Raw genomic sequence first — 13006 nt, 5'->3', positions numbered from 1 at the left:
GTCCGACCGGAACCGCCCCGTTTCCGGGGCAACCCCTCTAACTTACCTCGACATCCCGTTCATGTCCAATCAACCGGTTTTCCGGTGACGGGAACACGGCCGGAGGCCGAGTCTTGTTCGTTGGGGTCTCCCCGAGGCCCGTCCGCCGATCCGGCGTCCGGCCCGCTCTCGGGGCATTGAGAACCTTAGGTCGCCTCCGGAGCATCGTCAAATCCACGGGATACGCTGAATCCGCAGGTCAGGAGGGCACATGGGAGAACCCTGCCCTCATCGCTACCGGAACGTTACCCGCCGTACGACGAACGCCCCGGCCGGAGCCGGGGCGTTCACCGTACGAGCCGGAGGGTCAGACGACCTCGACTGCGCCGAACCTCTTACCGCGGCGCAGGACCAGGTAGCGCCCGTGCAGCAGGTCCGAGGAGGCCGGCACGTAGGCCTCGTCGACGACCTTCACGTTGTTGAGGTACGCACCGCCCTCCTTGACGGCACGGCGGGCGGCGGACTTGGACTCCACCAGCCCGCTCCCCGCCAGGAGGTCGACGAACGGGATCCCGAGCGCGGACACCTCCATACGGGGCACCTCCGCCAGGGCGGCTCCCAGCGTGTGCGACGGCAGCTCGTCCAGCGAGCCCCTGCCGAACAGCGCCGCCGACGCCGCTATCACCGCGGCGCACTCGTCCGCGCCGTGCAGCAGCGTGGTCAACTCCTCGGCGAGCGCGCGCTGCGCCTCCCGGGCCGCCGGTCGCTCGGCCGCGGCCTTCTCCAGCTCCTCGATCTCCTCGCGGGACCGGAAGCTGTAGATCTTGAGGAACTTCACCACGTCGCGGTCGTCGGCGTTCAGCCAGAACTGGTAGAACGCGTACGGCGACGTCATCTCCGGGTTGAGCCAGACGGCGCCGCCGGCGGTCTTGCCGAACTTGGTGCCGTCCGCCTTGGTGATCAGCGGCACCGTCAGCGCGTGCACGTGGCCGCCGGTCACCCGGCGGACGAGGTCGGTGCCCGCGGTGATGTTGCCCCACTGGTCGCTGCCGCCGATCTGCAGCGCGCAGCCGTGCCGGCGGTACAGCTCCAGGTAGTCGTTGGCCTGCAGGATCTGGTAGCTGAACTCGGTGTAGCTGAGTCCCTCACCGCCCAGCCGGGCGGACACCGACTCCCGGGCGAGCATGCGGTTCACCGGGAAGTGCTTGCCGACGTCGCGCAGGAAGTCGATGGCGGACATGCCCGCGGTCCAGTCGAGGTTGCTGACGAGGATCCCGCGCGACTCGTCGGAGAAGTCGAGGAACCTCTCCACCTGGACCCGGATGCGTGCCACCCACTCGGCGACGACGTCGGAGGAGTTGAGCGAGCGCTCCGTGCTGCGCCCGCTCGGGTCGCCGATCAGGCCCGTCGCACCGCCCACCAGGCCGATGGCCCGGTGGCCCGCCTTCTGCAGCCGGGCCAGGGTCAGCAGCGGGACCAGGTTGCCGACGTGGAGCGAGGGCGCGGTCGGGTCGAAGCCGCAATAGACCGTGATCGGACCCTCGGCCATCGCCGCCCTCAGGGCGTCGATGTCGGTGGACTGCGCGATCAGGCCGCGCCAGGCGAGGTCATCCAGAATGTCGGTCACGATCCTTGCTTTCATGCTCGTTGGGTCATTCACGGCTTCGCCTACAGCCTGCCCGATCCCGGCACCGTTGCGCCACTCGGAACCGCCGCGTCACCGCGGCTTCAAAACGGCAGGACGGCACGGAGGGCACGGACGGCTCACCGGGGCCCGTTCCCCGCCGGGTCGGCGGTGCCCCGCGGGCGGCGCGGGACGTGCACCCGGTACGGGGAGACTGTCGCGTCCCCGTCGATCCAGAAGCGCCAGGGTGTCTCCTTGCCCGACGACACCCCGGTGCGTGGCCCCGACCGGACCAGGCCGGGTCCGGGCGGGTCTCCCTCGAGTACGGCGAGCCTCCCGGAGGGTCCCGGCGGCCCCGCGGAGCAGGCGTCGAGCCCGTTGTGCTCGCGGCCGAAGCCGAGCGCCATCGCCAGCCGGGCGGGCCCTCGGGCGAGGTCGCGTCCGGAGACGGCCCGGCCCGCGCCCCGGCGGGCGAGCGCCTCCCCGGTCCCGTCGATCACCTCGCCGGCCCGCAGCAGCACGCCCGATCCCATGCCCTCGGGGAGGCAGACGAGATTGGCGCAGAAGTGCATGCCGTACGTGAAGTAGACGTACAGGTGGCCGGGCGGGCCGAACATCACCGCGTTGCGCGGGGTCAGGCCGCGGTAGGTGTGGGCCGCCGGGTCCTGTCCCGGCAGGCCGTACGCCTCCACCTCGGTCAGGCGCAGCGCGACCGGCCCGTGCACGAGCACCCGGCCCAGCAGGTCGGGAGCGACCTCGTGCGCGGGCCGGTCGAAGAAGTCCCGGCCCAGCGGCGCGGTCCGGGCGAGCGGATGCCCTCCGGGCGCATCGGACGCGGGCGCACCGGAGCCGTCCGGCCCGCCCGGCCCGTCGGTGCGGCCGGCGGCGGTCCCGGCGAGCGGGTGATCGCCGGACCCGTCGGCCCCGCCGGGGGCGGTCAGTCTCCGATCGCCCATGCTGCCTGGGCGTCGACGGCCTCGCGCAGGGCGATGAGCTGGTCGCGGACCCGGTCGGGGGCGGTGCCGCCGTGGGCCTTGCGGGCCGCCAGCGCGCCCGGCACCGACAGGACCTCGCGCGAGTCGGGCGTGAAGTGCGGCGAGACCTTGGCGAGCTCCTCGTCGGTGAGCTCGTCGAGGTCCTTGTCGTTCACCTGGCACCAGACGACCAGGTGACCGACCGCCTCGTGCGCCTCGCGGAACGGCACGCCCCTGCGGACCAGCAGTTCGGCCAGGTCGGTGGCGAGGGCGAACCCGTCGGGCGCCGAGGCCTCCAGCTTGGCGGTGTTGACCCGCATGGTGGCGACCAGCCCGGCCATGGCGGGCAGGACGAGCAGCAGGGTGTCGACGGAGTCGAACACCGGCTCCTTGTCCTCCTGCAGGTCCCGGTTGTAGGTCAGCGGCAGGCCCTTGAGCGTCGTCAGCATCGACATCAGGTTGCCGATGAGGCGGCCGCTCTTGCCCCGGGCGAGCTCGGCGACGTCCGGATTCTTCTTCTGCGGCATGATCGACGAGCCGGTGGAGTAGGCGTCGTCCATCTCGATCCAGCGGAACTCCTGCGAGGCCCACAGGACGATCTCCTCGCCCAGCCGCGACAGGTGCGTACCGATCATCGCGGCGCAGAACAGGAACTCCGCGGCGAAGTCGCGGTCGGCGACCGCGTCCATCGAGTTCGGCGCGGCCGAGTCGAAGCCCAGCTCGGCGGCGACCGCCTGCGGGTCGAGCGGGAGCGACGAGCCCGCCAGCGCGCCGGAGCCGAGCGGGGAGACGGCCGCGCGGCGGTCCCAGTCGCGCAGCCGGTCGATGTCGCGGGCGAAGGCGTGGACGTGCGCGAGCAGCTGGTGGCCGAAGGAGACCGGCTGCGCGTGCTGGAGGTGGGTCATGCCCGGCGCCGCCGTCTCGGCGTGCTCCTCGGCCTGGCTCATCAGCGCGGTCTCCAGCTCGACCAGGCGCGAGACGATGTGCCGGACGTGGTCGCGGAGGTAGAGCCGGAGGTCTGTGGCGACCTGGTCGTTGCGGCTGCGTCCGGCGCGCAGCTTGCCGCCGAGCGTGCCGAGGCGCTCCAGCAGTCCGCGCTCCAGCGCGGTGTGCACGTCCTCGTCGGCCACGGTCGGCCGGAACTCGCCCGCCTTGCAGGCCCGCTCCAGGTCGTCCAGAGCGCCGATCATGCGCTCCAGCTCCTCCTCGGTGAGCAGCCCCGCGCGGTGCAGCACCCGCGCGTGCGCCCGCGAGGCGAGCAGGTCGTACGGCACCAGCCGCCAGTCGAAGTGCACGCTCACCGAGAGCCTGGTCAGCGCGTCGGCCGGACCCCCCTCAAACCGGCCGCCCCAGAGCCGCATCGGCTTGCCACCATCAGTCACCGTTCTTCTCCCTCCCAGTTCAATCCGCGACCATAGCCCAATCAGACCTGGCGGGCGTCCCTAGCGGCCGCGATCTTCGAAGGAAGGCTCCACAACTCGACGAATCCCTTGGCGAGGGACTGGTCGAAGGTGTCGCCGGTGTCGTAGGTGGCGAGGTTGAAGTCGTACAGCGAGGTCTCGGAGCGCCGCCCGGTGACGGTGGCCCGGCCGCCGTGCAGGGTCATCCGGATCTCGCCGGTGACGTGCCGCTGGGCCTCGGCTATGAAGGTGTCGAGGGCCTTCTTGAGCGGGGAGAACCACAGGCCGTCGTAGACGAGCTCGCCCCAGCGCTGGTCCACCGAGCGCTTGAACCGGGCCAGGTCCCGCTCGACGGTGACGTTCTCCAGCTCCATGTGCGCGGTGATCAGGGTGATCGCGCCGGGCGCCTCGTAGACCTCGCGGGACTTGATGCCGACGAGCCGGTCCTCGACCATGTCGAGCCGGCCGACGCCCTGGGCGCCCGCCCGCCGGTTGAGCTCGGCGATGATCTGGAACGGGGTCAGGTGCCGCCCGTCGAGCGCCACCGGGACGCCCTCGACGAAGCTGATGATCACTTCGTCGGCCTCGCGCGGCTCGGCGGGGTCGGCGGTGTAGGAGTAGACGTCCTCGGTCGGGCCGTTCCAGATGTCCTCCAAGAAGCCGGTCTCGACGGCGCGGCCCCAGATGTTCTGGTCGATCGAGTACGGGTTCTTCTTCGTGGTCTCGATCGGGAGGTTCTTCTGCTCGGCGTAGGCGATCGCCTTGTCGCGGGTCCACGCGTAGTCGCGGGCGGGGGCGATGACCTTCAGCTCGGGGAAGAGCGCGGCCAGGCCGGCCTCGAAGCGGACCTGGTCGTTGCCCTTGCCGGTGCAGCCGTGCGAGACGTGCGTGCCGCCGAACTCCTTGGCCGCGGCGGCCAGGTGCTTGACGATCAGGGGCCGGGAGAGCGCGGAGACCAGCGGGTAGCGGTCCATGTAGAGGGCGTTGGCCTGCAGGGCGGGCACGCAGAAGTCGGCGGCGAACTCCTCGCGGGCGTCGACGACGACGGACTCGACGGCCCCGCAGTCGATGGCCCGCTTGCGGACGACCTCCATGTCCTCGCCGCCCTGGCCGACGTCGACGGCCACGGCGATGACCTCGGCGCCGGTCTTCTCGGCGAGGAACGGGATGGCGACGGAGGTGTCGAGGCCGCCGGAGAAGGCGAGTACGACCCGGTCAGTCATGGTTGCTCTCTTTCGGGAAAGTCTGCGGGGTGGTTCGGGTGACCGGAGCGGCCCGCCGGGGGCGGGCTAACCGCGCCGGTCGGCGAGGCGCAGCAGGGCCTCGGCGACCGCCGCCCCGCCCATCGGGTCGCGGCTGATCACGAGGATCGTGTCGTCCCCGGCCACGGTGCCGAGGATGGACTCCCAGCCGGCGTGGTCGATGGCGGAGGCGAGGAACTGCGCGGCGCCCGGCGGGGTGCGGGCGATCACCAGGTTGGCGGACGCGTCGGCGGCTACGAGGAGCTCCTCGGCGAGGCGGCCGAGCCTGGCCGCCGGGGACTCGCCGCCGTTGCCCAGCCGGTGCGGCGGAATCCGGCCGCCGCCCTCGCCCGGCAGGGCGTAGACCAGGGAGCCGTCCTCGGCGCGCAGCTTCAGCGCGCCGAGCTCGTCCAGGTCGCGGGAGAGGGTGGCCTGGGTGACCTCGACCCCGCTCTCGGCCAGGAGCCTGGCGAGCTCCGGCTGGGACCGCACCGCCCGCCGCTGGAGCAGCTCGGTGATGCGCGCCTGGCGGGCCACCTTGGTCATGGGGATGGTCATGCGGGTCGCCTGCTCTGCTCGGCCAGCCAGTGCAGGACGGCCTTCTGCGCGTGCCGGCGGTTCTCCGCCTGGTCCCACACGCGGCTGCGGGGCCCGTCGAGGACCTCCGCCGCGATCTCCAGGCCCCGGTAGGCGGGCAGGCAGTGCAGCACGATCGCGTCGTCCGCGGCGGCGGCCATCACCTCGGCGCCGACCTGGTACGGCATGAGCGCGGCGATCCGCTCGTCCTTGCCCTCCTCCTGGCCCATGGAGACCCAGGTGTCGGTGGCGACCACGTGGGCTCCGGCGGCGGCCTCCAGCGGGTCGGCCGTCACGGAGACCCGGGCGCCGGTCGCCTCGCCGATCCCGGCGGCCCGCGCGAGCACCGCCGGGTCGGGCCGGTGGCCCTCGGGCGCGCAGATCCGCACGTCCATCCCTGCCGTGGCCCCGCCGAGCAGGTAGGAGTGGGCCATGTTGTTGGCGCCGTCGCCGTAGTAGGCCAGGGTGAGGCCGGCGGTGCGGCCGAACTCCTCCCGGACGGTCTGCAGGTCGGCGAGGATCTGGCAGGGGTGGAACTCGTCGGTGAGCGCGTTCACCACCGGAACGGAGGAGGCGGAGGCCATGGCCTCGATCCTCTCCTGCCCGAAGGTCCGCCACACGATCGCGCCGACCTGGCGCTCCAGCACCTTGGCGGTGTCCTCGATCGACTCGCCGCGGCCCATCTGGGAGGAGCCGGCGTCGATCACCAGGGGCAGGCCGCCCAGCTCGCCGATGCCGACGGCGAAGGAGACGCGGGTCCGGGTGGAGTGCTTGTCGAACAGGACGGCGACGGTCTGCGGGCCCGCGAAGGGACGGTAGCCGTACGGGTCCTTCTTCATCGCCTCGGCCAGGTCGAGGACCTCGGCCTGCTCGGCGGGGAGGAGGTCGTCGTCGCGGAGGAAGTGCCTGGTCATGCGGAGGCCTCGTCAAGGATCGCGGGAAGCGCGGCGGTGAAGGCCGCGGCCTGCTCGGACGTGATGATCAGCGGGGGCGCGAGCCGTACCGCGTCGGGCTGGAGGGCGTTGACCAGGAAGCCGGCGCGCTGCGCGGCCTGCTGGACCTGGGCGGAGCGGTCGGCGGTGAGCACGAGCGCCAGCCACAGGCCCCGGCCGCGCACGCCGCCGAGCAGCGGGTGGCCGACCGCGGCGAGGCCGGCGGCGAACTCGGCGCCGACCGTGCGGACGTGCTCCAGCAGGCCGTCGGCCTCGATCGTGTCGAGTACGGCGAGCGCGGCGGCGGCGGAGACGGGGTTGCCGCCGAAGGTGGAGCCGTGGTCGCCCTTGGCGAAGATCGTGGCGGCCGGGCCGAAGCCGACGCAGGCGCCGATCGGCAGGCCGCCGCCGAGGCCCTTGGCCAGGGTGAGGACGTCGGGCAGGACGCCCTCGTGCTGGTGGGCGAACCAGTGCCCGGTCCGGCCGATCGCGGACTGGATCTCGTCGGCGACCAGCAGGGCCCCGGCCGCGGTGCAGATCTCCCTGGCGGCGGCGAAGTAGCCGTCCGGCGGGGGCACGACCCCGGCCTCGCCCTGGGTGGGCTCCAGGAAGACGGCCGCGCACTCGTCGGTGACGGCGTTCTTCAGCGCGTCGGCGTCGCCGTACTGGACGAAGCGCACGTCGACCGGGAACGGGCCGAACTGGTCGCGGATGGCGGCCTTGCCGGTCAGCGAGAGGGCGCCGATGGTCCGGCCGTGGAAGCCGTTCTCGGCGGCCACGAAGTAGGTCCGGCCGTTCGCCTTGCCGTGCTTGAGGGCCAGCTTGAAGGCGCACTCGTTGGCCTCGGTGCCGGAGTTGGCGAAGAACACCCGGCCCTGGCCGCCGAGCAGGCCGAGCAGGCGCTCGGCGAGCAGCACCTCGGGCTCGTGCAGGAACAGGTTGCTGGTGTGCGCGATCGTGGCGACCTGCCTGGAGACGGCCTCGACCAGCGCGGGGTGGGCGTGGCCGAGGGAGCTGACCGCGATGCCGCCGATCAGGTCCAGGTAGGCGTTGCCGTCGGCGTCCCACACCGTGCAGCCCTCGCCGCGCGCCAGCGCCACGGGGGGCACGCCGTAGTTGGGCATGAACGCCGCTTCGAACCGCTCGCGCAGGCTCATGTGTCGCTCCCGTTCAGTCTGATGGTGGCGGTCAGCCTGCGCTTGACCAGGTTCGGCACGGCCACCGCCCCGGCGGTGTCGGGCACCACCATCGTCCCGACGCCCTGGTCGGTGAAGATCTCCAGCAGGACCGAGTGGGGCACCCGCCCGTCGAGCACGTGGGCCTGGGGCACGCCGCCCTGGACGGCGGCCAGGCAGGCCTCCATCTTGGGCACCATGCCGCTGGACAGGCTCGGCAGGAGCTCGTCGAGTTCCTTGGCGGTGAGCCGGTCGATCACCTCGTCGCTCTCCGGCCAGTTGCGGTAGAGGCCCTCGACGTCGGTGAGGACGACCAGTTTGGAGGCCTGCAGCGCCACGGCGAGCGCCGCGGCGGCGGTGTCGGCGTTGACGTTGTAGACGGTGCCGTCCTCGCCGCGGGCGACCGAGGAGACGACGGGGATGCGGCCGTCGTCCAGCAGCGCCTGCACGGCTCCGGCCTCGACCTTGACGATGTCGCCGACCTGGCCGATGTCCACCGGCTCACCGTCGACGACGGCGTGCTTGCGCACGGCGGTGAACAGGTGGGCGTCCTCGCCGGACATGCCGATGGCGAACGGGCCGTGCCGGTTGATCAGGCCGACCACGTCGCGGTTGACCTGGCCGACCAGGACCATGCGGACGACCTGCATGGCCTCGGGGGTGGTGACCCGGAGCCCGGCGGTGAAGGTGGACTCGATGCCCAGCCGGTCGAGGTGGGCGTTGATCTGGGGGCCGCCGCCGTGCACGATGACGGGCTTGAGCCCGGCGTAGCGCAGGAAGACGACGTCGTCGGCGAACTTCTCCCGCAGGTGCTCCTCGGTCATCGCGTTGCCGCCGTACTTGATGACGACGGTCGCGCCGTGGAAGCGGGCCAGCCAGGGCAGCGCCTCGATCAGCGTGGTGGCCTTGGAGAGGGCTTCGGAGGTCCTCATGAGGAGTACGCCGAGTTCTCGTGGACGTAGGCGGCGGTCAGGTCCGTGGTGTGCACGGTCGCCGAGTGCGGCCCGGCCGACAGGTCGACGGTGATCGTCACGTCGCGGGGGCGCAGGTCCACCTTGGAGCGGTCGTCTCCGGCGGCGCCGCCCCGGCAGATCCAGATGCCGTTGATGGCGACGTTGAGCCGCTCGGTCTCGAAGACCGCGTCGGTGGTGCCGACCGCCGAGAGCACCCGGCCCCAGTTGGGGTCCTCGCCGTGGATGGCGCACTTGAAGAGATTCGAACGGGCGACGGCCCGGCCGACCTTGACCGCGTCGTCCTCGGAGGCGGCGCCGACGACCTCGATGGCGATGGCCTTGGTGGCGCCCTCGGCGTCCACCAGGAGCTGGCGGGCGAGGTCGGCGCAGACGGCGCGGACCAGCTCGGCGAACTCGGCGGGGTCGGGGGCGATGCCGGAGGCGCCGCTGGCCAGCAGCAGCACGGTGTCGTTGGTGGACATGCAGCCGTCGGTGTCGAGCCGGTCGAAGGTGACCCGGGTCGCCTCGCGGAGCACCGCGTCGAGTTGCTCGGCGGCGACCTCGGCGTCGGTGGTGATCACGCAGAGCATGGTGGCCAGGCCCGGGGCGAGCATGCCGGCGCCCTTGGCCATGCCGCCGACCGTGTAGCCGCCGTCGGACCGCCGGAAGGAGATCTTGGAGACGGTGTCGGTGGTGCGGATGGCGTCTGCGGCGGCCAGGCCGCCGTCCCGGCTGAGCTGGGTGACGGCGGTGTCCACGCCGCCGAGCAGCGCGTCCATCGGGAGCCGCTCGCCGATCAGGCCGGTGGAGCAGACGGCGACCTCTCCGGCGGAGTCGTCCAGCGCCGCGGCGACCTTCTCCGCGGTGGCGTGGGTGTCCTGGAAGCCGAGCGGGCCGGTGCAGGCGTTGGCGCCGCCGGAGTTGAGGACGACCGCGTGCACGCGGCCCCCGGACAGGACCTGCGCCGACCAGAGCACGGGGGCGGCCTTCACCCGGTTGGCGGTGAAGACGCCGGCCGCCGCGCGGGAGGGGCCGTCGTTGACGATCAGGGCCAGGTCGCGGGCTCCGCCGGACTTGATGCCGGCGGCGATGCCCGCGGCCCGGAAACCGAGGGGGGCGGTCACACTCATGGGGCGACTCCGTTGAGGGGAAGGCCGAGCTCTTCGGACAGGCCGAGCGCGAGGTTGGCGCTCTGGATGGCGCCTCCCGCCGTGCCCTTGGTCAGGTTGTCGATGGCGATGACGGCGACGACGCGTCCGGCGCGCTCGTCCAGGGCGACCTGGAGGGCGGCGGTGTTGGCGCCGAGGGTCATCGAGGTGGCGGGCCACTGCCCCTCGGGCAGCAGCCGCAGGAAGGGCTCGTCCTTGGCGGCGGCCTCGTAGGCCTCGCGCAGGGCCGGCGCGGACAGGCCGGGTGCGGCGGGGGCCGTGCAGGTGGCGAGGATGCCGCGGCTCATCGGGGCCAGCATCGGGGTGAAGGAGACCGTCACCGGCCGGCCCGCGACGGCGCCGAGGTTCTGCTCCATCTCGGGGGTGTGCCGGTGGACGCCGCCGACGCCGTAGGCGCTGACCGAGCCCATGACCTCGCTGCCCAGCAGGTTCGGCTTGAGCGACTTGCCCGCTCCGCTGGTGCCGGTGGCGGCGACCACGACCACGTCGGGTGCGGCCAGGCCGGCGGCCAGGGCGGGGAACATCGCCAGGGTGACGGCCGTGGGGTAGCAGCCGGGGACGGCGATCCTGCGCGCCCCCCGGAGCCGCTCGCGCTGGCCGGGCAGCTCGGGCAGGCCGTACGGCCAGGTGCCGGCGTGGGCGCCGCCGTAGAAGTGCTCCCAGGCGGCGGGGTCGGCGAGGCGGAAGTCGGCGCCGCAGTCGACGACCAGGGTGTCGTCGCCGAGCCGCCCGGCGATGGCGGCGGACTGGCCGTGCGGGAGGGCGAGGAAGACGAGGTCGTGGCCGGCGAGGGTCTCGGCGGTGGTGTCCAGCAGGACCCGGTCGGCCAGCGGGGCCAGGTGGGGCTGGTGCGCGCCGAGCGCGGTGCCGGCGTTGGACCCGGCGGTCAGCGCGCCGATCTCGATCTCGGGGTGGGCGAGCAGCAGGCGCAGGAGCTCGCCTCCGGCATAGCCACTGGCACCGGCGATCGCCGCTCTCATCCCGCTCCCCGCTCTCTGCATGGTCATGCAATGTCACTCATAAGCTTGCTAGGAAGAGTATGCATCTTCCAGGATTTCCATGCAAGTGGACCGAGCGGCCCTCTCGGGCTCGACCCACCGGTCAGGATGGTACGGGGGGCGGGTGACGCAGCCGGCACCTGTGCATGAACATGCGTACGCGGCGACCAGTGCGATTTCAGCACTGTTGCCCGTACCTACCGGTCGGTATCGTGACGTCTCCGGCCCTTCCACATTCCGGGAGTAGTTACGCATGACTGTCACCCATGACCAGGTCCAGGCCCAGCTCACCGGCCCCGGACAGCTCTTCGAGATGGAAGAGGTCCCCGGCCGCGGCGGCACGGTCAGGACCTGGAAGCACGCCCCCGGCCACTTCCGGGCGCTCCTCGAGATGAGCAGGTTCCACGGTGACAAGGTCTTCCTCGTCTACGAGGACGAGCGCATCACCTACGAGGAGCACTTCCGGCGGGCCGCCACGCTGGCGCGGCGCCTGGTGGAGGAGTACGGCGTCGCCAAGGGCGACCGGGTCGCCATCGCCATGCGCAACTACCCCGAATGGGTCGTCTCCTTCTCCGCCGTACTGGCCGCCGGGGCGATCGCCGTACCGCTCAACGCCTGGTGGACCACGCAGGAGCTGGAGTTCGGGCTGTCGGACTCCGGTGCCAAGGTGCTGATCGCCGACGGCGAGCGCGCCGGGAAGCTGGCCGGGACGGCCGTGCCCCTGATCGTGACGCGCGGCGAGGTCCCCGAGGGCGCCCGGTCGTTCGCGGACGTGCTGGGCGGGGCCGGGGCGGACGCGACCCTGCCCGCGGTCGAGCTGTCCCCGGAGGACCCGGCCACGATCTTCTACACCTCCGGCACCACCGGCGTCCCCAAGGGAGCGCTCGGCAGCCACCGCAACGTCGGCCAGTCCCCGCTGACGGTGGCCTACAGCCTGCTGCGCGCCGTGGTCAGGGCCGGCAAGGACCCGGCCGAGTCCGCCGGACAGCGCCGCGTCACCCTGCTGACCGTGCCGCTCTTCCACGTCACCGGCTGCTTCGCGGTGATGACCACCACGATGTTCAGCGGCGGCGGCCTGGTGCTGATGTACAAGTGGGACGCCGGGCGGGCGCTGGAGCTGATCGAGCGCGAGAAGGTCACCGTCTTCAGCGGCGTGCCCACCAACGTCTGGCAGCTGCTCTCCCACCCCGACCTCGGCAAGTACGACGTCTCCAGCCTCAACTCCCTCGGGTACGGCGGCGCGCCCGCCCCGCCCAAGCTGCTGGAGCGCATCACCGAGCAGCTGCCCAGCCGGGCCCCGTCCAACGGCTACGGCATGACCGAGACCACCGCCCTGGCGATCAACAACAGCGGCCAGGACTACGCGGCCAGGCCCGACAGCATCGGCCTGCCGATGCCCGTGGTCGAGGTCAAGATCGCCGATCCGCTCGGCGACGAGCTGCCCGCCGGCGAGGTCGGCGAGCTCTGCCTGCGCGGCCCGAACGTCATCCTGGGCTACTGGAACCGGCCCGAGGCCACCGCGGAGACCTTCGTGGGCGGCTGGCTGCACACCGGCGACCTGGCCCGGGTGGACTCCGACGGGTTCGTCTACATCGTGGACCGGGCCAAGGACATGGTGATCCGCGGCGGGGAGAACGTCTACTGCGCCGAGGTGGAGGCCGCGCTGTTCGAGCACCCGGCGGTGGACGACGCCGCGGTGATCGGCATCCCTCACGACGAGCTCGGCGAGGAGGTCGGCGCGGTGGTGCGGCTGAAGTCCCCCGTCGCCCCCGAGGAGCTCCAGGCGTTCCTGCGCGAGCGGATCGCGGCGTTCAAGGTCCCGGTGCGCTTCTGGATCCGCGAGGCCGAGCTGCCCCGCAACCCCGGCGGCAAGATCCTCAAGACCCACCTCCGCAAGGAGGTCCTGGGCTCCTGAGCCGGCCGTTCCGGGCGGGCGCCGAACGGTGCCGCCGCGCCGCGGGCGCCGGGCGGTCCCACCGCGTCCG

At 72.4% G+C, this 13006-nt stretch carries 11 protein-coding genes; 1 reads left to right on the top strand and 10 read right to left on the bottom strand.

The genetic code is table 11. From position 1 onward, the window contains the following. Window positions 1-346 precede the first annotated feature (346 nt). The 10 genes from tyrS to argC form a co-directional block, all read right to left on the bottom strand. Entirely contained in the window at window positions 347-1606 is a 1260-nt protein-coding gene (gene tyrS, locus IEZ07_RS29030; RefSeq protein WP_191897683.1) for a tyrosine--tRNA ligase, read from the bottom strand. A gap of 137 nt (window positions 1607-1743) precedes the next feature. Next, entirely contained in the window at window positions 1744-2559 is an 816-nt protein-coding gene (locus tag IEZ07_RS29025) for a DNA-3-methyladenine glycosylase (RefSeq protein ID WP_191897682.1), read from the bottom strand. Then, window positions 2541-3938: an argininosuccinate lyase gene (gene argH, locus IEZ07_RS29020; RefSeq protein WP_153054137.1), complete on the bottom strand. Its 1398-nt coding sequence runs from the start codon at window positions 3936-3938 to the stop codon at window positions 2541-2543. Before argH ends, IEZ07_RS29025 begins: the two co-directional genes overlap by 19 nt. Before the next feature lie 62 nt (window positions 3939-4000). Continuing rightward, entirely contained in the window at window positions 4001-5200 is a 1200-nt protein-coding gene (locus IEZ07_RS29015) for an argininosuccinate synthase (protein WP_191897681.1), read from the bottom strand. Window positions 5201-5266: 66 nt separating this feature from the next. After that, entirely contained in the window at window positions 5267-5776 is a 510-nt protein-coding gene (locus tag IEZ07_RS29010) for an arginine repressor (protein ID WP_068895345.1), read from the bottom strand. Then, window positions 5773-6708, bottom strand: coding sequence for an ornithine carbamoyltransferase (gene argF, locus IEZ07_RS29005; protein ID WP_191897680.1), 936 nt, complete (start codon window positions 6706-6708; stop codon window positions 5773-5775). Before argF ends, IEZ07_RS29010 begins: the two co-directional genes overlap by 4 nt. After that, the gene (locus IEZ07_RS29000; protein ID WP_191897679.1) at window positions 6705-7883 is read right to left on the bottom strand and encodes an acetylornithine transaminase; all 1179 of its coding nucleotides are present in this window, start codon (window positions 7881-7883) and stop codon (window positions 6705-6707) included. Before IEZ07_RS29000 ends, argF begins: the two co-directional genes overlap by 4 nt. Beyond that, window positions 7880-8833 carry an acetylglutamate kinase gene (gene argB, locus IEZ07_RS28995; protein WP_068895350.1) on the bottom strand — a complete coding sequence of 318 codons (954 nt, stop codon included), beginning with the start codon at window positions 8831-8833 and terminating at the stop codon, window positions 7880-7882. The genes IEZ07_RS29000 and argB overlap by 4 nt, the downstream gene beginning before the upstream one ends. Next, window positions 8830-9984, bottom strand: coding sequence for a bifunctional glutamate N-acetyltransferase/amino-acid acetyltransferase ArgJ (gene argJ / locus IEZ07_RS28990; RefSeq protein ID WP_191897678.1), 1155 nt, complete (start codon window positions 9982-9984; stop codon window positions 8830-8832). Before argJ ends, argB begins: the two co-directional genes overlap by 4 nt. Then, window positions 9981-11024 carry an N-acetyl-gamma-glutamyl-phosphate reductase gene (gene argC, locus IEZ07_RS28985; RefSeq protein WP_373868889.1) on the bottom strand — a complete coding sequence of 348 codons (1044 nt, stop codon included), beginning with the start codon at window positions 11022-11024 and terminating at the stop codon, window positions 9981-9983. The genes argJ and argC overlap by 4 nt, the downstream gene beginning before the upstream one ends. Before the next feature lie 250 nt (window positions 11025-11274). Between argC and IEZ07_RS28980 the strand changes: the two genes are divergently transcribed. Beyond that, entirely contained in the window at window positions 11275-12936 is a 1662-nt protein-coding gene (locus IEZ07_RS28980; protein WP_191897677.1) for a class I adenylate-forming enzyme family protein, read from the top strand. Window positions 12937-13006 lie beyond the last annotated feature (70 nt).

This window comes from Planomonospora parontospora, assembly GCA_014647935.1.
Classification (GTDB): domain Bacteria; phylum Actinomycetota; class Actinomycetes; order Streptosporangiales; family Streptosporangiaceae; genus Planomonospora; species Planomonospora parontospora.
Note: the sequence above shows the minus strand (reverse complement) of the source record. Positions and strands in the feature narration are given on the sequence as shown.